The sequence below is a fragment of the Variovorax palleresanus genome (assembly GCF_051144945.1).
GTDB lineage: Bacteria > Pseudomonadota > Gammaproteobacteria > Burkholderiales > Burkholderiaceae_C > Variovorax > Variovorax paradoxus_S.
The window spans coordinates 1,877,986-1,898,482 of the sequence record NZ_JBJNVP010000002.1; the positions used below are offsets into that span (position 1 = coordinate 1,877,986).

Below are 20,497 nucleotides of genomic sequence, written 5' to 3' on the forward strand. Positions count from 1 at the left end.
GGAATATGCCGTGGAGTTATTTCAAAAGTTTGTGTTCAACCAGCTTCTTGCGAAGCGTGTTGCGATTCAGGCCCAACCATTGCGCGGCCTTCGACTGGTTGCCCTCGGCGCGCGTCATCACGACGTCGAGCAGGGGCTTCTCGACCACCCGCACGAGCATTTCGTACATGCCGTCGGGTTCGGTGCCGCGCAAATCGCGAAAGTAGCTGTCCAGACTGGTGCGCACGCAGTCCTCGATGTGTTTCTTGCTCATGCTTTTTCTTCTCTTCTTCTCTCTCAATCAGCGGCGCAGGCCGCCTCCTCTTCACCTGACAGCTCTTCGGCCGCCTGGTGCACGGGCATGCGGTCCATGCGGTCCGCCAACCCGTCGAAATAATCGCCGACCGCGCGCAGTTGCGCCGTCGAGTCTTCGATGGTGTTCATCCGTGCGCGAAAGGCTTCGCCGTCCGGCAGCGTACGCACATACCAGCCGATGTGCTTGCGCGCCGTGCGCACGCCGCTGAACTCGCCGTACAGCGCGTAGTGCTCCACCAGGTGGTCGAGCAGCAGGCGGCGAACCTCGGCAACCAAGGGCGGTGCAAGGTGCGTGCCGGTCTCCAGGAAATGAGAGATCTCGCGAAAGATCCAGGGCCGGCCTTGCGCCGCGCGGCCGATCATCACCGCGTCGGCACCGGTGGCGGCGAGCACGTCGCGCGCCTTCTCGGGCGAGCGGATGTCGCCGTTGGCCACCACCGGCACGCGCACCGCGGCCTTCACGGCGGCAATGGTGTCGTACTCGGCGTCGCCCTTGTAGCCCTGCTCACGCGTGCGGCCGTGCACGGTGAGCATCTGCACGCCGGCCGATTCGAAATCGCGCGCGAGCTTCACCGCGTTGCGGTGCTCTTCGCTCCAGCCGGTGCGCATCTTGAGCGTGACCGGCACGTTGAAAGGTCGGGCCGCATCGACCACGGCGCGCACGATCTCGAGTGCCAGGGGCTCGTCGCGCATCAGCGCGGATCCGGCCCACTTGTTGCAGACCTTCTTGGCCGGGCAACCCATGTTGATGTCGATGATCTGCGCACCGCGCTCGATGTTGTAGACCGTGGCCTCGGCCATCATGGCCGCATCGGTGCCGGCGATCTGCACCGCGATGGGGCCCGGCTCGCCGTCGTGGTTGGCGCGGCGCGATGTCTTGAGCGTGTTCCAGAGTTCCTTGCGCGAGGTGACCATCTCACTGACCGCGTAGCCCGCACCGAGCGCGCGGCACAGCATGCGGAAGGGCCGGTCCGTCACGCCGGCCATGGGCGCGACGAACAGCCGGTTTTCCAGCGTGTGGGTGCCGATCTGCAAGGTCATGAGAGGGAAAGTGTCGCGCGTTCGGCTGCTGAAAAATGAGGCACGATTGTAGCCACGCGCCGTTTCGTCGACTGAAACGATTTGCGCCCGGGGTACCGGCGCAAACACCCTTGTGCACGGCGCTTTTTCCGACTGCGATCTGAAAACGCACTGCCTATACTGCGTCGACTCATTTCACCCTATGCAAGCCTGGCTCGACGCTCTTCTCGCGCTACTCGCGCTTCCGCAGTACGGACTCTCCACGCTGTTCATTGCGGCTTTCGTCTCGGCAACGCTGTTGCCGGTGGGCTCGGAGCCGATTCTTTTCGGCCTGCTCAAGCTCAATCCCGACATGTTCTGGTCCGCCGTTGCGGTGGCAACGGTGGGCAACACGCTGGGCGGTGCGGTCGACTGGGGAATAGGCTATGGCGCGCACAAGGTGGCCGACAAATACTCGCACTCGAAACATCATGTGCGCGTATTGGGCTGGCTGGAACGGCTCGGCCCGAAGGCGTGCCTTTTGAGCTGGCTGCCGATCGTGGGCGATCCGCTGTGCGCGGTGGCGGGCTGGCTCAAGCTGCCCTTCTGGCCGTGCCTGGGCTACATGGCGATTGGAAAATTCCTGCGCTACGTCACCATGACGGTCGCGCTGCTCTACGTGTTTCCGTCGTGATGCCGCCGCTGCGGCTTCAGCTCAGGAGGCCGTAGGGGCCGCCGCGTTCCAGTGCCCGCTGGTAGGCGGGGCGCGCATGGATGCGCTGCAGGTATGCCATCAGCCTGGGCCGCTTCGCATCGAGGCCGCCGCGCGCCTCTGCGGCTTCGACCGGGAAGCTCATCTGGATGTCGGCACCCGTGAATTCGTTGCCGGCAAACCACTCGCTCTTGCCGAGCTCGGCTTCCATGAAGTTCAGGTGGCTCTCGATATTCGGCGTGACGATGGCCGCCTTGGCCTTGCCCGCAATCATCTTGGCAATCGGCTTCGCGAAGAAAGGCATCTTGCCGTTCTCGATCTTGTCGAACACCAGCTTGAGCAGCAGCGGCGACATGGCCGAGCCTTCAGCGAAATGCAGCCAGTAGCGGTAGCGCACGGCCTCCGGCGTGCCCGGCACGGGCGCCAGCCGGCCATTGCCATGGCGCTCGATCAGCGTCTCGATCACGGCGCCCGATTCCGCCAGCACAAGACCGTCGTCCGTCGTCACCACCGGCGACTTGCCAAGCGGATGAACGGCCCGCAGCGAAGCGGGCGCCAACATGGTCTGCGGATCGCGCTGGTAGTGAACGATTTCGTAGGGCAGCCCGAGTTCTTCGAGAAGCCAAAGCACGCGCTGCGAGCGCGAGTTGTTGAGGTGATGGACGGTGAGCATACGGCGACAGGTGCTTGAAAGAAGGGGCGTGCCTTTTCGCGAAACACCGCGGAACCGGCTTCGCCGGGCCGCTGGTGTTGCCCCCGGTGAGGGGGTTGGCGTAGCGACACGAAGTGCGCGAAGACTGGGGGTGAGCCAGTTACGAACTGAAGAGGAAGTTCATCACGTCGCCATCCTTGACGACGTATTCCTTGCCTTCCGAACGCATCTTGCCCGCGTCCTTCGCGCCCTGCTCGCCCTTGTAGGCGATGTAGTCCTCGAAAGCGATGGTCTGGGCGCGGATGTAGCCTTTTTCGAAGTCGCCGTGGATCACGCCGGCGGCCTGGGGGCCGGTGTCGCCGATGTGGATGGTCCAGGCGCGCACTTCCTTCACGCCGGCGGTGAAGTAGGTCTGCAGGCCCAAGAGCTTGAAGGCCGCACGGATCAGGCGGTTGAGGCCCGGCTCGTCCTGGCCGATTTCGGCGAGGAACATCTTCTTGTCCTCGTCGTCCATCTCGGCCAGGTCGGCTTCGATCTTGGCGCAGATGGCGACCACGGGCGCGCCTTGCTTGGCGGCGTATTCGCGCAGGCGGTCCAGGTAGGGGTTGTTCTCGAAGCCGTCTTCCGCCACGTTGCCGACGAACATCGCGGGCTTGGCGGTGATGAGCGTGAACGACTTGACCAGCGGCAGCTCTTCCTTCGTGAACTCGAGCGCGCGCACCGGCGTGTTCTCGTTCAGCGCGGCCTGGCAGCGTTCGAGCAGGCCGACGAGCTTCTGAGCGTCCTTGTCGCCCGAGCGCGCCACCTTGGTGTGGCGATGCAATGCCTTCTCGACCGTGGCCAGGTCGGCCAGGCAGAGTTCGGTCTGGATCACTTCGATGTCGGAGATCGGGTCGACCTTGCCGGCCACGTGGATCACGTTGTCGTCGTCGAAGCAGCGCACGACGTTCACCGTGGCGTCGGTTTCGCGGATGTGCGCGAGAAACTTGTTGCCCAGGCCCTCGCCCGTGCTGGCGCCGGCCACCAGGCCGGCAATGTCGACGAACTCGACGATGGCGGGCACCACGCGCTCGGGCTTCACGATCTCGCTCAGCTGCGCGAGCCGCGGATCGGGCACTTCCACCACGCCCACATTGGGCTCGATGGTGCAGAACGGATAGTTCTCCGCCGCGATGCCGGCCTTGGTCAACGCATTGAAAAGGGTGGATTTACCGACGTTGGGCAGGCCGACGATGCCGCATTGCAAACTCATGGGGGGTCCTCTTGGGTAACCGGCGATTTTAAGGGACGCGGTTCTGGGACGCGGGTCGCCTGGTTCCGCGGGGCATTCGAAGTAGGAACACCATCAGGGTAAAACCGGATTAGCAAACGTTTGCGCAAACGTTTTCGTTGGTTAATATCGGCGTCCCCGGCAAGAGACCGGCGCACCGCTCAACCCCCCTCAGGAGACAACACCCATGAAGTTCACCCGCCGTACGCTGCAAAGCGCAGCCGCCCTGACGCTGCTGGGCGCCCTTGCCGCCTCGCCCGCCCTCGCGCAGGACAAGCCCAAGGTCGCGCTGGTCATGAAGTCGCTGGCCAACGAGTTCTTCCGCACCATGGAAGACGGCGCCAAGGCGCACCAGAAAGCGCACGCCTCGCAGTACACCCTGGTGGCCAACGGCATCAAGGACGAGACCGACACGGCGGCCCAGATCAAGATGGTCGAGCAGATGATGGCGCAGAAGATCAACGCGCTGGTCATCGCGCCGGCCGATTCGAAGGCGCTGGTGCCGGTGGTCAAGGCCGCCATCGACCGCGGCATCCTGGTGGTCAACATCGACAACCAGTTCGACACCGCCGCGCTGAAGGAAAAGGCCATCCAGGTGCCTTTCGTCGGCCCCGACAACCGTGCCGGCGCCAAGCTGGTCGGCGACGAGCTGGCCAAGAGCCTGAAGGCCGGCGACAAGGTCGGCATCATCGAAGGCGTCTCGACCACCTTCAATGCGCAGCAGCGCACCCTCGGCTACCAGGACGCAATGAAGGCCGCTGGCGTGACGGTGGTGGGCGTGCAGTCGGGCCAGTGGGAAATCGACAAGGGCAACACCGTGGCCGCCGGCATGATGCGCGAGCATCCCGACCTGAAGGCGCTGCTCGCGGGCAACGACAGCATGGCGCTCGGCGCAGTCGCTGCGGTCAAGGCCGCGGGCAAGACCGGCAAGGTGCTGGTGGTGGGCTACGACAACATCGGCGCCATCAAGCCGATGCTGAATGACGGCCGCGTTCTTGCCACGGCCGACCAGTTCGCAGCCAAGCAGGCGGTGTTCGGCATCGAGACCGCGCTCAAGGCGCTGGCCGAAAAGAAGCCCCAGTCGAGCATGCCCGCCGAAGTGAAGACCGACGTGGTGCTGGTCACCAAGTCGTCGTCGAAGTAAATGTTGCTCGCCCCCAGTCTTCGCGCACTTCGTGTCGCTTCGCCAACCCCCTACCGGGGGCAACACCTGAGGCCCGGCGAAGCCGGTTCCTCGGTGTTTCTGGAATGAGGTGGTCACCGTGACTGACGCCCATCGCAGTACGCCGGTGCTCTCGCTGGGCGCGCTCGGCAAGGACTATGCGGCGCCGGTGCTCGACGACGTTTCTCTTGTGCTGAATGCCGGCGAGGTGCTCGCGCTCACGGGCGAGAACGGGGCCGGCAAGAGCACGCTGTCGAAAATCGTCTGCGGCCTCGTGCAACCGACACGCGGCCAGATGCTGCTCGACGGCGTGCCGTTCCAGCCCGCATCGCGCCGCGATGCCGAACGCCTGGGCGTGCGCATGGTCATGCAGGAACTAGGGCTGGTCACCACGCTGTCGGTGGCCGAGAACCTGCTGCTCGACCGGCTGCCCAACCAGACCGGCTGGATCCGCCGCGGCAGGTTGCATGAGCTGGCCGCGCGCCAGCTCGCCAAGATCGGCATGCAGAACATCGACCCGGCCACGCCCGTGGCGCGGCTGGGCATCGGCCAGCAGCAGATGGTCGAGATTGCGCGCAACTTGCAGGACGACACGCGCGTGCTGGTGCTGGACGAACCCACCGCCATGCTCACGCCGCGCGAGACCTCGCATCTCTTCGAGCAGATCGAACTGCTGAAGGCGCGCGGCGTGGCCATCGTCTACGTGTCGCATCGTCTCGAAGAGCTGCAGCGCATCGCGGACCGCGTGGCGGTGCTGCGCGATGGGCGCCTTGTGGACGTGCGCGCCATGGCCGGCGTGCGCGAATCCGAGCTGGTGCAGCGCATGGTGGGCCGCGCGGTGCACGAACACGAAGGGCGCGACCGCCGCGTGGCCGGACCGGTGCTGCTGAGCGCGCGCGGCATCGGCCGCGCACAGGTCGTGCGCGATGTCGACATCGACCTGCGCGCGGGCGAAGTCATGGGCCTCGCGGGCCTGGTCGGCTCCGGCCGGACCGAACTGGTGCGGCTGCTGTTCGGTGCCGACCGCGCCGACCGCGGTGAAATTCTTCTCTACGACGGCACATCCAACCCGCAGCCGGTGCAGAGCGCCCGCAAGGGCTGGCGCTCGCCGATGCAGGCCATCCGCGCGGGCATCGGCCTGGTGACCGAAGACCGCAAATCGCAAGGGCTGCTGCTCACGCAATCGATCCGCGTCAACGCCACGCTGAGCGACCTGGGCGCGATCTCTCGCGCGGGCTGGCTGCAGCGTGCCAGGGAGCGCGGCATTGCGCGGCGCCTGGTGGAACTGCTGCGCATCCGCTCACGCAGCATCGAGCAACCGGTGGCCACGTTGAGCGGCGGCAACCAGCAGAAGGTGGTGTTCGCGCGCTGGCTGCACCGCGAATGCAAGGTGCTGCTGCTCGACGAGCCCACGCGCGGCGTGGACGTGGGCGCGCGTGCCGATCTTTATGCCGAACTCGACCGCATGACCGACGCCGGCAAGGCGCTCTTGATGGTGTCGAGCGACCTGCGTGAGCTGATGGCCATGTGCGACCGCATCGGCGTGATGAGCGCCGGCCGGCTGGTCGCGGTGTTCGAGCGCGGCCAATGGAGCGAGCAATCGCTGCTCGCCGCCGCATTCACCGACGCGGCAGGACGCAACGCCGCCGCGACGACCCCGACGGCGGGATCCGCCATTTCCGATTCGAATCCGGCCCAAGCGGCCACCGCCGAGACACCATGAACGCAGCCGCTGCTACACCCGCCACGACATCCGCTCCGCCCTCCGCTCTCAAGGGCCAGCTGGGCACCTATCTCGGCTTGACAGTGGTGCTCGTCGGCATGATCGCGCTCTTCGGCGCGCTGAGCGAATACTTCTTCACGCGCGAAACCTTCATCTCCATTGCCAACGAAATTCCCGCGCTCGCGGTGATGGCTGTCGGAATGACCTTCGTGCTGATCATCGCGGGCATCGATCTCTCGGTGGGCTCGGTGTTGGCACTCAGCGCAGCAGTGACGGCCGCCGCCATCCTTCAGTGGAAGCTCTCGGTGCCGATGGCTGCCGCGCTGGGCCTTGCCACGGGGCTGGTGTGCGGCACCGTGACGGGTGCCGTGTCGGTCGCGTGGCGGCTGCCGAGCTTCATCGTCTCGCTGGGCATGCTCGAAGCGGTGCGCGGCGGCGCCTACCTGGTGACCGATTCGCGCACGCAGTACGTGGGCGACGCCATCTCGGGCCTGGCGGCTCCATGGGTCGGCGGCATCTCCGCAGCCTTCGTGCTCGCGGTGGTGCTGGTGGCCATCGGCCAGCTGGTACTCACGCGCACGGTCTTCGGCCGCCACGTGGTGGGCATCGGCACCAATGAGGAAGCCATGCGGCTCGCGGGCATCGACCCGCGGCCGATCCGCATCATCGTGTTTGCGGCCACGGGCCTCCTGGCCGGGCTGGCGGGGCTGATGCAGTCGGCGCGGCTCGAAGCGGCCGACCCCAATGCCGGCGTCGGCATCGAGCTGCAGGTGATCGCGGCCGTGGTCATCGGCGGCACCAGCCTCATGGGCGGGCGCGGCTCGGTGATCAACACCTTCTTCGGCGTGCTGATCATCGCGGTGCTCGAGGCCGGGCTCGCGCAGGTGGGTGCCAGCGAGCCGAGCAAACGCATCATCACCGGCGCGGTCATCGTGGTTGCGGTGATCATCGACACCTTGCGCCAGCGCCGTGCCGACCGCCGCCTGGCCTGAAGCTGCCAACAAGGGGAACACGCCATGGCCACCATCAAGGACGTCGCGCTGCGCGCGGGGGTTTCGGTTACCACCGTCTCACATGTGGTCAACGACACGCGCCACGTGAGCGCCAAGGGCCGCGAGCGCGTGGAAGAGGCCATCCGCGAACTGGGCTACGTGCCCAACGCGATGGCGCGCAGCCTCAAGAGCAACACCACGTCGACGCTCGGCATGCTGATTCCGAACAGCTCGAACCCCTACTTCGCCGAGATCGTGCGCATCGTGGAAGACCGCTGCTTCGGCGCCGGCTACACGCTGGTGCTGTGCAACACCGACGACGAGCCCCACCGCCAGAGCGTGTACCTGCAGGTGCTGGCCGAGCGCCGCATCGACGGATTGATCGTGGTGTCGACCGGGGCCGGCGATGACGACTCGCTGGTCACGCAACTGCACGGCCTGCGCATTCCGACCGTGCTGGTCGACCGCGAGATTGCCGACCCGGCCTGCGACCTGGTGGAAACGGCCCACATGCAGGGCGGCCTGCTCGCGGTGCGGCACCTGCTGTCGCTCGGCCACAAGCGTATTGCCTGCATCGGCGGACCGGTGGGCGTGATGCCGAGCGAGCAGCGCATCGAGGGCTGGCGCATGGCGCTGGCCGAAGGCGGCGCGGCACCGAATGCCGACGCGCTGCTGTGGCGCGGCGGCTTCACGAGCCAGGGCGGCTACGAGGCGATGCACGCCATCTTGCGCACCGAGCAGGCGCCCTCGGCCGTGTTCGTCTGCAACGACCTGATGGCCATCGGCGCCTTGCGCGCCGCGCATGAAAGCGGCGTGCACGTGCCCGACGACCTTTCGATCGTCGGCTTCGACGACATCGAACTTTCGGCCTACACCAGCCCGCCGCTCACCACCGTGGCGCAGCCCAAGGAACGCATCGGCGCGCTGGCGGTCGACATGCTGCTGGAGCGCGTGGGCGGCAAGCGGCGCGACGCGCGCAAGGTGGTGCTGCAGCCCGAGTTGCGCGTGCGCGCCTCGACCGCGCGGCATGCGAGCTTTCGCGAAGCCGCCGCCCCTTCTGCGCCCTCTTCTTCGCCCTCTTCTTCGTCCGCGTCTTCGTCCCCGGAAAACCGAAAGTCCCGCGCCCCGTGAGCTCAACGCCTCCTCCTTCTTCTTCCAGCGCCGCCGAGCCGCCGCGCATCGTGGTGCTCGGCAGCCTGAACATGGACATCGTGCTGCGCGTGCCGCATGCGCCGGCCGCGGGCGAAACCCTGCTGGGCCATTCGATCAGCCACATTCCGGGCGGCAAGGGCGCCAACCAGGCCGTGAGCTGCGCACGCGAAGGCGGCCGCGTGGCCATGATCGGCTGCGTCGGCAACGACGCGCATGGGCAGGCGCTGCGCGAAGCGCTCACGCAGGACGGCATCGACACCGCCGCGCTGCGCACCGCCAGCGCCGAGCCCACGGGCACGGCGCTGATCCTGGTGGAAGACAGCGGCCAGAACCGCATCGTGATAGTCCCCGGCGCCAACGCGCAGGTCGAGATCGACGAGGCCGCGCTGCGGCAGCAGCTGCAGGCCGCGGCCTTCCTGGTGACGCAGTTCGAGACGCCGATGGACCAGGTGGCGCGCGCCATCTCGGTGGCACATGACGCAGGCTGCAAGGTGCTGCTCAACCCGTCGCCGGTGCAGCCCATCGCCGAGCCCCTGTGGCCGCGCATCGACACGCTGGTCGTCAACGAGATCGAGGCCCACGCGCTGTGCGGCCAGGCGGCCGACAGCCCGCAGGAGGCCGCGCTCGCAGGCCAGGCCCTGCGCGCCAAGGGCATTGCGCGCGTGGTCGTCACGCTGGGCGCGCGCGGCGCCGTGGCCATCGACGCCGATGGGGCTCGCCACCATCCCGCGCCGAAGGTGCAGGCGGTCGATACCACTGCGGCCGGCGACACCTTCCTGGGCGCGCTGGCGGTTGCACTCGGCGAAGGCCAGCCTTTCGACGAAGCGGTGCGTCTGGGCATCCGCGCGGCTGCGCTGTGCATCCAGCAGCCCGGCGCCCAACCCTCCATTCCGCAGCGCGATGCCGTGCTGCAAAGCCCCATGCCTCCCGACTGGATCGCGCTGTGAAACGTACCGCCCTGCTCAACGCCGAACTTTCCCAGGTCATCGCCTCCATGGGCCATGGCGACATGCTGGTGATCGGCGATGCCGGCCTGCCGATTCCCGATGGCCCGCGGCGCATCGACCTGGCCGTGACGCGCGGCGTGCCGCTGCTCACCGACGTCTTGCAGGCCGTGCTGTCCGAGATGCAGGTAGAGGGCGTGGTGGTGGCCGACGAGGCGCTGAATGGCGCCAAGGTTCTGCCCGCCTGGTACCCGCAGTCGCTCGGCATCGCGCCACAGACTGTCTCGCACGAGGAGTTCAAGCGGCGCAGCGCGACGGCGCGCGCCATCGTGCGCACGGGCGAATGCACCCCCTACGCCAACATCATGCTGATTGCCGGTGTGAGCTTCTGAGGCGCCGCGCCTTTCCCGCCTATTCGAACCGGTAGTTCGCGCCCACGGCCTGCCCCACCTTGAGCATGTGCTCCACGCCCTGCAGCACGATGCAGTTCATGCCGAAGGTGATGCGCCCGTCGACGCGCGCATCGGCGCGGTAGGTGCGCAGCATGTCGCCGACCTCTGGGCTGCTGATGGCGGTGGCCGGATCGATGTCCGGAACCGGACAGCGGGTGCAGGGCTTGACCGGCTTGAGCTCGGCCTCGCCTTCGTTCGTCGCGATGTGCAGCGCGTCGACCCGGTCTTCATCGTGCGACTCGATGCCGGCCAGCACGATGTTCGGCCGGAAGCGCTCGATGTCGACCGCGTCGTGGCCCGCGGCCGCCAGCCGCTCGTTGAGTTCGGCCAGCGAGCCCTCGCTGGCCACCAGCAGGGGATAGCCGTCGGAGAACTGGTTCTCCGCCTCCACGCCGCCAGTCCATTGCAGGCTCGACAGGCGCTTGTGCTCGGGATCGAAGCGCACCAGGCGCAGCGCCTGCGGCTGGCCCGGTTCGGACAGGAAGTCGCTGAACCACTGGGCGGCGATGTCGCCCATGTCGTAGGCTGCCACGTCGTCTTTCCAGACGCGCACGCGCACCGGCTTTTCGACGCGATCGAAGGCCAGGTGCAGGGCCAGCATGCCCGGCGCGCGCAGCACCACTTCCGTGTGCTTCATCTGCGGCTGGATGAGCGCCATGCGCGGCAGCTGCCGCTGGGTGACGAACTCGCCCTTCGCGTCGACCACCATCCAGGCGCGGTCGAACTCGAGGCCGGTTTCGGTCAGCAGCGCCTCGGGAAGCTCCACCCCCGCGCACGATTTGACGGGGTAGACGAACAGGCGCGCAATGGTCGCTTGGAGGTCGAAAACTGGCTGTGACACGTGGGGTTCCTTGGAATTCGGCAGCGATTGTCCCGCATCGTCCTGGCGGTGGGCATAGTTCTTACAATGGCCCGATGGCCCTTTCCCCTGAAGTTTGCATACGCGGCGCCGGCATCGTCGGCCGCACGCTGGCCCTGCTGCTGGCGCGCGAGCGCGTGCGCGTCGCGCTGGTGGTTCCGCCCGCCGCGGCCGCCAAGGAAGACATCCGGGCCTATGCGCTCAACACCGCCTCCCGCACCTTGCTGGAATCGCTGCGCGCCTGGCCCGATGCGGCCCACGCCACGCCCGTGCGCGAAATGCTCGTGAACGGCGACGAAGGCGGGCGCGTGCATTTCAGCGCCGTGCGCCAGAAGGTCGATGCACTGGCCTGGATCGTCGACGTGCCGGCGCTCGAGCAGCAGTTGGCCGATGCCGTCCGCTTCCAGCCCCAGGTCGAGGTGGTGTCCGAACCCGTTGCCGCGCCGCTCACGGTGGTGTGCGAGGGCAAGGCCAGCGCCACGCGCGACGCACTCGGCGTGAGCTACGCCGTCACCCGCTATCCCCAGCACGCGATTGCGGCGCGGCTCGAAGCGGCCCAGTCGCACGACGGCGTTGCGCACCAGTGGTTCAACGACCACGGCGAGGTGCTCGCGCTGCTGCCGATGGGCGGCCTGCAGAGCCATTCGGTCGCGCTGGTGTGGTCGGTCGACCAGCTTCGCGCGCCCGCGCTGCTGGCGCAGAGTGCCGATGAATTCAACGCCGCCGTGAGCGAGGCCAGCCACGGCGTGCTGGGCCCGCTTCAGCTCACGAGCGAGCGGGCGGCCTGGCCGCTTTCGCGCGCCATTGCCGACCGCTGGACGGGCACCATGCCGCAGGCCACCGGCGCATCACAGGCTCAAGCGCAAACCTGGGCGCTGGCCGGCGATGCCGCGCACACGGTGCACCCGCTCGCGGGCCAGGGCCTCAATCTCGGTCTGGCCGATGCGGCCATGCTGGCCGACGTGATCAAGCAGCGCGAATACTGGCGCAGCGTGGGCGACCCGCGACTGCTGCGCCGCTACGAGCGCGCCCGCCGCGCCGACGTGCTGCAGATGAGCCTTGCGACCGACGGCCTGCAGCAACTTTTTTCGCACAGCATGGGTCCGCTGCCCGTGCTGCGCAACTGGGGCATGCGCGGCTTCGACCGCACGCGCCTCCTCAAGCATTGGATCGCCAACCAGGCGATGGGCTTGAAGGCATGAATCCATCGACCGGACTTTCCATGAAACTCGTACGCAACCTTCTTCTCGCCGCCTGCACGCTGGGTGCGGCCGTCGCGGCCCTTGCCGGCGAAGCCGAGATCCGCAAGAACCTTCCCGCGCGCATTCCGCAGTTCCCGGCCATCGACGAGGTCACCAAGTCGCCGCTGCCGGGCATCTATGAAGTGCGCGTGAACGGCTTCCAGATCTACTACACCGACGAGCAGGGCAACTACCTGCTGCAGGGCAATCTCATCGACGTGAAGGCACGCAAGAACCTCACCGAAGAACGCGTCGAAAAACTCAGTGAAGTCTCCTTCGACAAGCTGCCCGTGAACGACGCCATCAAGATCGTGCGCGGCAACGGCAAGCGCAAGCTCGCGGTGTTCGAAGACCCGAACTGCGGCTACTGCAAGCGCTTCGAAAAAGACATGAAGACGGTCGACAACGTGACCGTGTACCTGTTCCTGTACCCCGTGCTCGGGCCCGATTCGGCCGCGAAGTCGCGCGACATCTGGTGCAGCAAGGACAAGGGCAAGGCCTGGGGCGACTGGATGGAGGCCAACGCCAAGCCCGCCACCGCGGCCGCCAGCTGCGACGTGGCCGCGCTGCAGCGCAACGTGGAGTTCGGGCGCAAGTACAACATCACCGGCACGCCTACGCTGATCTTCAGCGACGGCACCCGCGCCCCGGGCGCCATTCCCGCGGAGCAGGTCGAGAAGCAACTCACCGCTTCCAAGAACTGATGGCTGCGCCAGCCGTCTCGCGGCGCGCACTGCCTGCGCCGGCCGCCGCAGTGCGCTATCGCGTCGAATGCGCGGACCTGCACGCGCACCTGTTCGCCGTCACCCTGACCATCGAGTCGCCTTCGGCGCAGCAGCGCGTGGCGCTGCCGGTGTGGATTCCGGGCAGCTACCTGGTGCGCGAGTTCGCCAAGAACCTGCAGGGCCTGCGCGCCACGCAGGGGCGCCGCAAGCCCGTGCTGACGCAACTCGACAAATGCAGCTGGCAGATCGATTGCGTGCCGGGCCAGCCGCTGGTGCTCCATTACCAGGTCTGCGCCTACGACAACTCGGTGCGCACCGCCTGGCTCGACGCCGAGCGCGGCTTCTTCAACGGCACGAGCCTTTGCCTCCGGGTTGAAGGCCAGACGGAAGCGCCGCACGCGCTGGAGATCGTCGCGCCTTCGCCTTCCGCCGATGGCACGCGCTGGTCGTGCGCCACCGCCCTCGTCCCCTCGAAGACCGACAAGCACGGCTTCGGCCGCTACCTGGCCGCCGGCTACGACGAGCTGGCCGACAGCCCGGTCGAGATGGGCGCCTTCTGGAGCGCCGAATTCGAAGCCTGCGGCGTGCCGCACCGCTTCGTCATCGCAGGGGCCGCGGCCTCGTTCGACGGCGAGCGCCTGATCGCCGACACGCAGGCCATCTGCGAAGCCGAGATCCGCTTCTGGCACGGCGACAAGGCGGGCAAGCGCGGCGGACCCAAGCTGCCGATCGACCGCTACGTATTCATGCTCAACGCGGTGGACGACGGCTACGGCGGGCTCGAGCACCGGCACTCGACCGCGCTCATCTGCAACCGGCGCGACCTGCCGCAGCACGGCACCAAGAAGCAGCCCGAGGGCTACACCACGCTGATGGGCCTCATCAGCCACGAGTACTTCCACACCTGGAACGTCAAGCGCATGCGGCCCTCGGAGTTTGCGCACTACGACTACAGCCGCGAGAACTACACGCACATGCTGTGGTTCTTCGAGGGCTTCACCAGCTACTACGACGACCTGCTGCTGCGCCGTGCCGGACGCATCGACGACGCGGCGTACCTCCGCCTGCTCAACAAGACCATCAACCAGGTGCTGCAGACGCCGGGCCGGCTGGTCCAGTCGGTGGCCGACGCGAGCTTCGACGCGTGGGTCAAGTACTACCGGCAGGACGAGCAAACGCCCAACAGCACCGTCAGCTACTACACCAAGGGCGCGCTGGTGGCGCTGTGCTTCGACCTCACCCTGCGCCGCGAAGGCAAGGGCACGCTCGACGACGTGATGCGCCACCTCTGGACGCAGGGCGGCGCTGGCCCGATCAGCGAAGCCGACGTGGCAGCCGCACTCGAAGCCGTGGGCGGCCGCTCGTATGCGGAAGAGCTGGCGCAGTGGGTGCATTCCACCGACGAGTTGCCCCTGGCGGAACTGCTGCGCGCCCACGGCGTTGCGGCGCTCGAAGACCCTTCGCAACCGGCGCAGGCTTTGGGGCTGCGCGTGGCCGAGGCCAACGGCAGCGTCCAGGTCAAGGTGGTGCTGCGCGGCGGAGCGGCCGAAAAGGCGGGCTTCTCGGCACACGACGAATGGATCGGCGTGGAGCTGCCGGCGGTCGGCAAGAAAGGCCAGCAGCGGCCCGCGCAGGCCTGGCGCATCGCCAAGCTCGACGACCTGGCGCTGTATCTCGGCGACGCCACGCGCTGCACCGCGCTGGTGGCGCGCGACCGCAAGCTGCTCCGGCTGCCGCTGGTGCGGCCGGAGGGCGCCACCACGTGGCGGCTGTTCCTGCACGACGCTGCGAAAGTTGCGGGCTGGCTCATGCCCGGCGCGCGGCGCTGATCGCGCTTCCGGCAGCGCGGCTTGCCGTGGCTGGGTATAGTGAACCGCGTTTTTTTCCTTCCCCCGGAGACACCCATGAGCTACGAAAACATCGAAGTGCGGACCGAAGCAGGCAAGGTCGGCATCGTCACCCTCAACCGCCCCAAGGCGCTCAATGCGCTGAACGATGCGCTCATGACCGAGCTGGGCACCGCGCTCAAGGCCTTCGATGCCGACGACGCCATCGGCTGCATCATCGTCACGGGCAGCGAGCGCGCCTTTGCGGCCGGCGCCGACATTGCCGCGATGGCCAAGTACAGCTTCATCGACACCTACAAGGGCGACTACATCACGCGCAACTGGGAAACCATCCGCTCGATCCGCAAGCCCGTGATCGCGGCCGTGAGCGGCTTCGCCCTGGGCGGCGGCTGCGAGCTCGCGATGATGTGCGACTTCATCATCGCGGCCGACAACGCCAAGTTCGGCCAGCCCGAAATCAAGATCGGCGTGATCCCCGGCGCCGGCGGCACGCAGCGCCTGCCGCGCGCGGTGGGCAAGAGCAAGGCCATGGACATGGCGCTCACCGCCCGCATGATGGATGCGGCCGAGGCCGAGCGCGCGGGCCTCGTGAGCCGCGTGGTGCCCTTCGAAAAGCTGGCCGACGAAGCGCTCGGCGCGGCGCTGGTCATTGCGGGCTACTCGCAGATTGCGGTGATGGCGGCCAAGGAGTCGGTGAACCGCGCCTTCGAGAGCGGCCTCTCCGACGGCGTGATGTTCGAGCGCCGGCTGTTCCATGCGCTGTTTGCCACGGCCGACCAGAAGGAAGGCATGGACGCCTTCCTCAACAAGCGCCAGCCGGATTTCAAGAACGCCTGAGCCGCATCGCCTGAGAGCCGGCGCAGCGCGCCGGCTCGTCGGGCGCTACTGGCGCGCGAGCACCGCCCGCAACGCTGCGAGGGTCGATGCCGGCGGCGTGCCGACCGTTGCGCCGCCACCCGTCCCCGCCGCCTGTGGTGTCCAACGCACCTGGTCGCCGGCGACCTCGAGCACCGCGAGCAGCGTGGCGCCGCGGTACAGCTCCAGCCGCGCTTCGACGGGCGCGGCCAGTTCGGCGCCCGGTGCGGTGGCTGAACGTGCCGCCGCATTTACCAGCGCGGCCAGCCCTTCCGTATCGCCCCGTGCCTGGCGCACGCCCTGCCCTGCGCGCATCAGGTTCAAGGAGGTCCACCGGTCCAGCGCAGAAAACGCCGATGTGTCTTCCGCGCTGGCCTTGGCCGCGGCGGACGCGGGCGCGCGGGCAGCGGGAGCCTGGCGCAAGGCGCCGGAAGCCTCGGTACCGGAGTTGGCGCTGGCGCTGCGCTGAGCGGCTGACAGGGCCGGAGAAGCGCTGCTGTCGGCCGACTCGCGAGGCGACGGCGGAGCGGCCGGTGCCATGGCCGCAGCCGGCGGCGCGCCTGCGGCAACGGGGCTTCGCTGACGGTTTTCCGGCTCGTTTTCTTCGCGTCGCTCCTCGGCGCGCGGGAAGGCCCGTGGCGCGGGTGCGGATTGCTCTGCCATCGGTGCTGGCGATGGCGGCGCTACCGCGGGAGCCGACGGAGGCGTAGGTGGCGGTGCAGCCGCAATGACCGGTGCAGGTGCGGCCGGCTTGTCGGAGGGCGCTGGTGCCGGCGCCGTTCGGCGCACCGGGTCTTCTCTTCGCTGGGGCGACCCTCCGCTGACCGCGTCTCGCGCCGCTTCGGTCGCAGGCTGCGCCGGCGCCGGCGCCGGTGCTGGCGCAGGAGGAACAGGGGCCGGCGCCGGAGCAGACGCGGCAGTAGGCGCGGAGGCGACCCCGGCCTCTCCGTCGAGCCGCGCATCGGGCACCGGCTCACGATGCCAGAGCACGGTGATGAAAGTGGCCACCAGCACGGTCGCAAAGGCAGCATTCCACGGCATGCGGGCATGCGTTTCGCCGCCGCCACCGAACAGCCGGCGCCACCACGGCGCAGCCACCGCGGGCGGGGTCGCAGGCACGGTCGCGAGGTTGTGCGCCATCTTCCGGATCGCGTCACGGGTACGCGGGTCGGGCAGCGCATCGTGGTCCGGCGCATGATCCAGCGCGCGGCGCAACATCGGGTCGCGCAGCGTGCCGTCGTCGCCGTCGCCGTCGAACTCCGGGGTGTTGTTTTTGCCGCCGCCGTTGCTCATGCGCGCTGCTCCAGCACCGACAGATAACGTTCCATGCAGCCGCGCAATTTCTGCAGCCCGTAGCGCAAGCGGCTGCGCACGGTCTCGAAGCCGATCCCCAGGCTGGCCGCAAGCGCCTCGACGGTCAACCCGTCTTCATGGTGCAGCAGGAAGGCGGCGCGCTGCTCGGCCGGCAATTCGTCGAGGCAGGCCAGCAGGCGCCGGCCGGCGGCGCGCCAGAACGCAAGCTCTTCGGCCGAAGGATGCGCAGCGGCGTCGAGGGTCGCGCCGCGCACGCCGCGGTCGAGCGTGGGGACCACCGCGTCGTCGCCCTCGTCGGAATGCGCGTCGAGCGCCACTTCGCGCCCGCTCACACGCAATCGGTCCATGGCCAGGTTGTGCGCAATGGTGAAGGCCCAGGTGCGCCAGGCGGCGCCCTGCGGCGAGAAGCTGTCGCGCGCGGAGATGATGCGCACCCAGGTGTCCTGGAACACCTCGTCGGCCTGTGCGGCCAGCCTGGCCCCCAGCAGCCGCTTGACGAAGCGGAACAGCCCGCCCTCGTGGCGCGCGTAAAGCACGTCGAACGCCGCGCCGTCGCCCTGCGCGTACGCCAGCATCAGCTGCTCGTCGGGCATGGCGTCGCGCTCGGTGGCAGCTTTGGCGGAAGGGGCGCGGGGCAGCGCAGACATCGGCGGATTTTCACCCGTGCTTGTACGGTCGGCGGGCCGCTTCGGGGTTGGGCGTCGCAAAAAAGACACCGCATCCGACACGCCGGGCTTGATTCGGTGCCCGCGGCCTGCGCTATAATCTTGGGCTCGGTGCAAAACTGCCCGAACGGCTCTTTAGCTCAGTCGGTTAGAGCGATGGAATCATAATCCACAGGTCCGCGGTTCGAGTCCGTGAAGAGCCACCAACATCATCAAAAAGCCTTGCAAGTCAACGACTTGCAAGGCTTTTTTGTTTTTCCGGCGTGCCGTTTTCGGGTCCCTTCCACCCGCTTTTTTCCGCCGAAGGACACGGTGCCCGTTCAGCAGGCAATGTAGTGCGAACCCCCGCCGATGCTGGCTTTGGCGACCCGCGTCCTCAGACAACCCACAGAGTTGTGCACAGAAAAGCAGGACAAGTCATCCGCCTGACTTGAGCGAAATGTAGGCCGCCCGACTCAACCTGCCTTGCGGAAGGTGAGGTTGATGCGCCGCCGGCCCAGCAGCGCATGCGGCCTGTCCTCGAGCGGCAGCACGCCGTGATAGCGCAACCTGTCCGGACCGCCCCACACCACGACATCGCCGTGCACCAGCGGAATGCGAACGGCCTTGTCGCTGCGCGCGAGCCCGCCGAACAGAAAAGTGGCCGGCATGCCCAGCGAAACCGAAACGATAGGGGCGTGGTAGCCGCGCTCGTCCTTGTCCTGGTGCAGCGACAGGCGGGTGCCGGGCTCGTAGCGGTTGACAAGGCAGGCATCGGGCTCGAAGCCTTCGAACCCCGCTTCGGCGGCTGATGCTTGTGCCAGGCGCTCGAACACCGCGGGCATCGGGGGCCACGGCCGGCCGGTTTCGGGATCGAACTCGGCGTAGCGATAGCCGCGCCGGTCCGAGATCCAACCCAGGCGGCCGCAGTTGGTCATCGCCACCGACATGGTGAGGCCGCCCGGGGTCACGAGGTGCCGGAAAGCGGCGCGCTGTTCGACCTCATGCAACGCGGGCAGAAGATCGTTCACGAAGGGCAGCGCGAAACCGCGCAGCACGAAGGCACCAGGGCCGATCGCCTCGTTACCGCGCGGCAGTTCGGCATCGGAAAAAAGATCGAGCGTCACGCAACGATTTTCTCGCGCGCCGGGCCATCGGCGGCCGCCGCGGCCACCAAACGCCCCAACGTCTGCATCGCCTTTTCGGCGTGCCCGTCCCAAGCATGGCCATAGTTCAGGCGCAGGCAATGGGAGAAACCGCGCGTGGCCGAAAAGATCGGTCCCGGCGCCACGCTGATGCCGAGCTCCAGTGCTTGGGCGTGGATGTCGAGCGCATTCACATGCGCCGGCAACTCGACCCACAAGAAGTACCCGCCCAGCGGCCGCGTGGCGCGCGTGCCCGCCGGAAAGTAGTGCCCCACCGCCTGCGCAAAGCTCGCCTGCTGCACCGCCAGCGCCTGGCGCAGCTTGCGCAGGTGCTTGTCGAGCCCGCCCTTCTCCAGGTAGCCTGCCAGCGCGAGTTGCGCGGGCACCGAGGTGCTGAGCGTGGTCGTCAGCTTCAGCCGCGCCACGGCGCGCGTGAAGCGCCCAGGCGATGCCCATCCGATACGGTAGCCCGGCGCCAGGCACTTGGAAAATGAAGAACAGTGCAGCACGAGCCCCTGCGTGTCGAAGGCCTTGGCCGGCGGCGGCCGCCGGTCGCTGAAGTAGAGCTCGGCATACACGTCGTCCTCGATCAGCGGCAGCGCATGCCGCGCGAGCAGTTCCACCAGGGCCTTCTTCTTCGCATCGGGCATGAGGCTGCCGAGCGGGTTCTGGAAGGTGGTCATCAGCCAGCAGGCCTTGGGCCGATGGGCCGCGATGGCGAACTCCAGCGCAGCCAGGTCAATGCCTTCGCCGGGATGCGTCGGTACTTCGATCGCGCGCAGGCCCATGCGCTCCAGTGCCTGCAGGGCCGCGTAGAAGGTGGGCGACTCGACGATCACCGAATCGCCCGGGCGCGTGACCGCCGCGAGGCACAGGTTGAGCGCCTCCATCGCGCCGTTGGTGATGACAATTTCGTCGGCCGGCACCTGCATGCCGTCGCCCAGGTAGCGCAGCGCGATCTGCCGGCGCAGTGCCGCGCTGCCGGGCGTGAGGTCGTCCACGGTGCTCCACGGGTCGAGCGACTTGGCGCTCGCGGCCATGAACTGGCCCAGCCGCGCGAGCGGAAACAGCAGCGGGCTCGGAAACGCCGAGCCGAAGGGCACCACCTTGCGCGACATGCTGGCCTCGAGGATGTCGAACACGTGGTCGCTCACGTCGAGAGACTTCGGCCCGTCCGCCGGACGCGAGGTGAGGTTGGCTTCGGGCGGCGCATCGCGCAGCGCACCGCCGGTGACGTAGTAGCCCGAGCGGTCCCGCGCGCGCACCAGGCCGCGGGCTTCCAGCAGGTAGTAGGCCTGGAACACCGTGGACGGGCTCACGCCGCGGCTCTCGCCGGTATGCCGCACCGAAGGCAGGCGGTCGCCGGGCTTCAGCGTGCCGTGGCGGATCGACGCCTCGATGTCGGCGGCAAGGGCTTCGTAGCGCTTCATGTCAGGACGGCGGTCATTCGAGGCGACTTTATCTGCTCCGGTGTTTTGGTTCGGATCTGCATCTGTTTTTTCGGGGCCGGTTGCG

The 20,497-nt window shown here is 67.8% G+C and carries 20 protein-coding genes and 1 tRNA gene; 12 read left to right on the top strand and 9 right to left on the bottom strand.

Annotated elements, in window-relative coordinates; genetic code table 11:
- Positions 1–16: 16 nt before the first annotated feature.
- On the bottom strand, positions 17–253 hold the full coding sequence (locus tag ACJ7Z0_RS12655; protein WP_007838304.1) for a Fis family transcriptional regulator: 237 nt from the start codon (positions 251–253) through the stop codon (positions 17–19).
- Positions 254–276: 23 nt separating this feature from the next.
- Complete coding sequence (dusB, locus tag ACJ7Z0_RS12660) at positions 277–1,335, bottom strand: tRNA dihydrouridine synthase DusB (protein ID WP_431127470.1); 1,059 nt, start codon at positions 1,333–1,335, stop codon at positions 277–279.
- 181 nt (positions 1,336–1,516) lie between these two features.
- Between dusB and ACJ7Z0_RS12665 the strand changes: the two genes are divergently transcribed.
- Positions 1,517–1,987, top strand: coding sequence for a YqaA family protein (locus ACJ7Z0_RS12665; protein ID WP_431127467.1), 471 nt, complete (start codon positions 1,517–1,519; stop codon positions 1,985–1,987).
- A gap of 16 nt (positions 1,988–2,003) precedes the next feature.
- On the opposite strand, the gene ACJ7Z0_RS12670 is transcribed toward ACJ7Z0_RS12665, so the two are convergent.
- The gene (locus tag ACJ7Z0_RS12670; protein ID WP_434790128.1) at positions 2,004–2,678 is read right to left on the bottom strand and encodes a glutathione S-transferase; all 675 of its coding nucleotides are present in this window, start codon (positions 2,676–2,678) and stop codon (positions 2,004–2,006) included.
- A gap of 139 nt (positions 2,679–2,817) precedes the next feature.
- Positions 2,818–3,909, bottom strand: coding sequence for a redox-regulated ATPase YchF (ychF, locus tag ACJ7Z0_RS12675; protein ID WP_431127462.1), 1,092 nt, complete (start codon positions 3,907–3,909; stop codon positions 2,818–2,820).
- Positions 3,910–4,114: 205 nt separating this feature from the next.
- Here ychF and ACJ7Z0_RS12680 point away from each other — a divergent pair, with 205 nt between their 5' ends.
- The 6 genes from ACJ7Z0_RS12680 to rbsD all read left to right on the top strand — a co-directional run bounded on the left by ACJ7Z0_RS12680 (position 4,115) and on the right by rbsD (position 10,292).
- Positions 4,115–5,071 (top strand): sugar ABC transporter substrate-binding protein, encoded by a 957-nt coding sequence (locus ACJ7Z0_RS12680; protein ID WP_434790129.1) that lies wholly within the window; start codon positions 4,115–4,117, stop codon positions 5,069–5,071.
- 118 nt (positions 5,072–5,189) lie between these two features.
- Positions 5,190–6,812 (top strand): sugar ABC transporter ATP-binding protein, encoded by a 1,623-nt coding sequence (locus tag ACJ7Z0_RS12685; RefSeq protein ID WP_434790130.1) that lies wholly within the window; start codon positions 5,190–5,192, stop codon positions 6,810–6,812.
- Positions 6,809–7,804 (top strand): ABC transporter permease, encoded by a 996-nt coding sequence (locus tag ACJ7Z0_RS12690; protein WP_434790131.1) that lies wholly within the window; start codon positions 6,809–6,811, stop codon positions 7,802–7,804. The genes ACJ7Z0_RS12685 and ACJ7Z0_RS12690 overlap by 4 nt, the downstream gene beginning before the upstream one ends.
- Positions 7,805–7,828: 24 nt before the next feature.
- On the top strand, positions 7,829–8,935 hold the full coding sequence (locus ACJ7Z0_RS12695; protein ID WP_434790132.1) for a LacI family DNA-binding transcriptional regulator: 1,107 nt from the start codon (positions 7,829–7,831) through the stop codon (positions 8,933–8,935).
- Positions 8,932–9,903: a ribokinase gene (gene rbsK / locus ACJ7Z0_RS12700; RefSeq protein ID WP_434790133.1), complete on the top strand. Its 972-nt coding sequence runs from the start codon at positions 8,932–8,934 to the stop codon at positions 9,901–9,903. Before ACJ7Z0_RS12695 ends, rbsK begins: the two co-directional genes overlap by 4 nt.
- Complete coding sequence (rbsD, locus tag ACJ7Z0_RS12705; protein WP_434790134.1) at positions 9,900–10,292, top strand: D-ribose pyranase; 393 nt, start codon at positions 9,900–9,902, stop codon at positions 10,290–10,292. Before rbsK ends, rbsD begins: the two co-directional genes overlap by 4 nt.
- A 19-nt stretch (positions 10,293–10,311) precedes the next feature.
- Here the strand turns inward: rbsD and ACJ7Z0_RS12710 are convergent, their stop codons facing one another.
- Entirely contained in the window at positions 10,312–11,193 is an 882-nt protein-coding gene (locus ACJ7Z0_RS12710; protein ID WP_434790135.1) for an MOSC domain-containing protein, read from the bottom strand.
- 74 nt (positions 11,194–11,267) lie between these two features.
- On the opposite strand from ACJ7Z0_RS12710, the gene ACJ7Z0_RS12715 reads away from it, so the two are divergent.
- The 4 genes from ACJ7Z0_RS12715 to ACJ7Z0_RS12730 all read left to right on the top strand — a co-directional run bounded on the left by ACJ7Z0_RS12715 (position 11,268) and on the right by ACJ7Z0_RS12730 (position 15,861).
- Positions 11,268–12,413 (top strand): FAD-dependent monooxygenase, encoded by a 1,146-nt coding sequence (locus ACJ7Z0_RS12715; RefSeq protein ID WP_434790136.1) that lies wholly within the window; start codon positions 11,268–11,270, stop codon positions 12,411–12,413.
- Between the two features lie 20 nt (positions 12,414–12,433).
- Positions 12,434–13,156, top strand: a complete 723-nt coding sequence (locus tag ACJ7Z0_RS12720) for a DsbC family protein (protein WP_431127435.1) — start codon at positions 12,434–12,436, stop codon at positions 13,154–13,156.
- Positions 13,156–15,006 carry a M61 family metallopeptidase gene (locus tag ACJ7Z0_RS12725; protein WP_434790137.1) on the top strand — a complete coding sequence of 617 codons (1,851 nt, stop codon included), beginning with the start codon at positions 13,156–13,158 and terminating at the stop codon, positions 15,004–15,006. Before ACJ7Z0_RS12720 ends, ACJ7Z0_RS12725 begins: the two co-directional genes overlap by 1 nt.
- A 75-nt stretch (positions 15,007–15,081) precedes the next feature.
- Positions 15,082–15,861 (top strand): enoyl-CoA hydratase, encoded by a 780-nt coding sequence (locus ACJ7Z0_RS12730; protein WP_434790138.1) that lies wholly within the window; start codon positions 15,082–15,084, stop codon positions 15,859–15,861.
- 45 nt (positions 15,862–15,906) lie between these two features.
- On the opposite strand, the gene ACJ7Z0_RS12735 is transcribed toward ACJ7Z0_RS12730, so the two are convergent.
- Positions 15,907–17,172: a hypothetical protein gene (locus tag ACJ7Z0_RS12735; RefSeq protein WP_434790139.1), complete on the bottom strand. Its 1,266-nt coding sequence runs from the start codon at positions 17,170–17,172 to the stop codon at positions 15,907–15,909.
- Entirely contained in the window at positions 17,169–17,840 is a 672-nt protein-coding gene (locus ACJ7Z0_RS12740; protein ID WP_434790140.1) for a sigma-70 family RNA polymerase sigma factor, read from the bottom strand. The genes ACJ7Z0_RS12735 and ACJ7Z0_RS12740 overlap by 4 nt, the downstream gene beginning before the upstream one ends.
- Positions 17,841–17,987: 147 nt before the next feature.
- Between ACJ7Z0_RS12740 and ACJ7Z0_RS12745 the strand changes: the two genes are divergently transcribed.
- Positions 17,988–18,064, top strand: a tRNA-Met gene (locus ACJ7Z0_RS12745).
- Between the two features lie 249 nt (positions 18,065–18,313).
- On the opposite strand, the gene alkB is transcribed toward ACJ7Z0_RS12745, so the two are convergent.
- Positions 18,314–18,964 carry a DNA oxidative demethylase AlkB gene (gene alkB / locus ACJ7Z0_RS12750; RefSeq protein ID WP_434790141.1) on the bottom strand — a complete coding sequence of 217 codons (651 nt, stop codon included), beginning with the start codon at positions 18,962–18,964 and terminating at the stop codon, positions 18,314–18,316.
- Positions 18,961–20,412 carry an aminotransferase-like domain-containing protein gene (locus ACJ7Z0_RS12755; protein ID WP_434790142.1) on the bottom strand — a complete coding sequence of 484 codons (1,452 nt, stop codon included), beginning with the start codon at positions 20,410–20,412 and terminating at the stop codon, positions 18,961–18,963. Before ACJ7Z0_RS12755 ends, alkB begins: the two co-directional genes overlap by 4 nt.
- Between the last annotated feature and the right edge of the window lie 85 nt (positions 20,413–20,497).

Coding starts and splice junctions, on each gene's coding strand:
- ACJ7Z0_RS12720 (WP_431127435.1), top strand. CDS start 12,434: ATGAAACTCGTACGCAACCTTCTTCTCGCCGCCTGCACGCTGGGTGCG.
- ACJ7Z0_RS12655 (WP_007838304.1), bottom strand. CDS start 253: ATGAGCAAGAAACACATCGAGGACTGCGTGCGCACCAGTCTGGACAGC.
- ychF (WP_431127462.1), bottom strand. CDS start 3,909: ATGAGTTTGCAATGCGGCATCGTCGGCCTGCCCAACGTCGGTAAATCC.
- ACJ7Z0_RS12715 (WP_434790136.1), top strand. CDS start 11,268: ATGGCCCTTTCCCCTGAAGTTTGCATACGCGGCGCCGGCATCGTCGGC.
- dusB (WP_431127470.1), bottom strand. CDS start 1,335: ATGACCTTGCAGATCGGCACCCACACGCTGGAAAACCGGCTGTTCGTC.
- ACJ7Z0_RS12755 (WP_434790142.1), bottom strand. CDS start 20,412: ATGAAGCGCTACGAAGCCCTTGCCGCCGACATCGAGGCGTCGATCCGC.
- ACJ7Z0_RS12670 (WP_434790128.1), bottom strand. CDS start 2,678: ATGCTCACCGTCCATCACCTCAACAACTCGCGCTCGCAGCGCGTGCTT.
- ACJ7Z0_RS12740 (WP_434790140.1), bottom strand. CDS start 17,840: ATGTCTGCGCTGCCCCGCGCCCCTTCCGCCAAAGCTGCCACCGAGCGC.
- ACJ7Z0_RS12730 (WP_434790138.1), top strand. CDS start 15,082: ATGAGCTACGAAAACATCGAAGTGCGGACCGAAGCAGGCAAGGTCGGC.
- ACJ7Z0_RS12725 (WP_434790137.1), top strand. CDS start 13,156: ATGGCTGCGCCAGCCGTCTCGCGGCGCGCACTGCCTGCGCCGGCCGCC.
- ACJ7Z0_RS12735 (WP_434790139.1), bottom strand. CDS start 17,172: ATGAGCAACGGCGGCGGCAAAAACAACACCCCGGAGTTCGACGGCGAC.
- ACJ7Z0_RS12690 (WP_434790131.1), top strand. CDS start 6,809: ATGAACGCAGCCGCTGCTACACCCGCCACGACATCCGCTCCGCCCTCC.
- ACJ7Z0_RS12665 (WP_431127467.1), top strand. CDS start 1,517: ATGCAAGCCTGGCTCGACGCTCTTCTCGCGCTACTCGCGCTTCCGCAG.
- ACJ7Z0_RS12680 (WP_434790129.1), top strand. CDS start 4,115: ATGAAGTTCACCCGCCGTACGCTGCAAAGCGCAGCCGCCCTGACGCTG.
- ACJ7Z0_RS12695 (WP_434790132.1), top strand. CDS start 7,829: ATGGCCACCATCAAGGACGTCGCGCTGCGCGCGGGGGTTTCGGTTACC.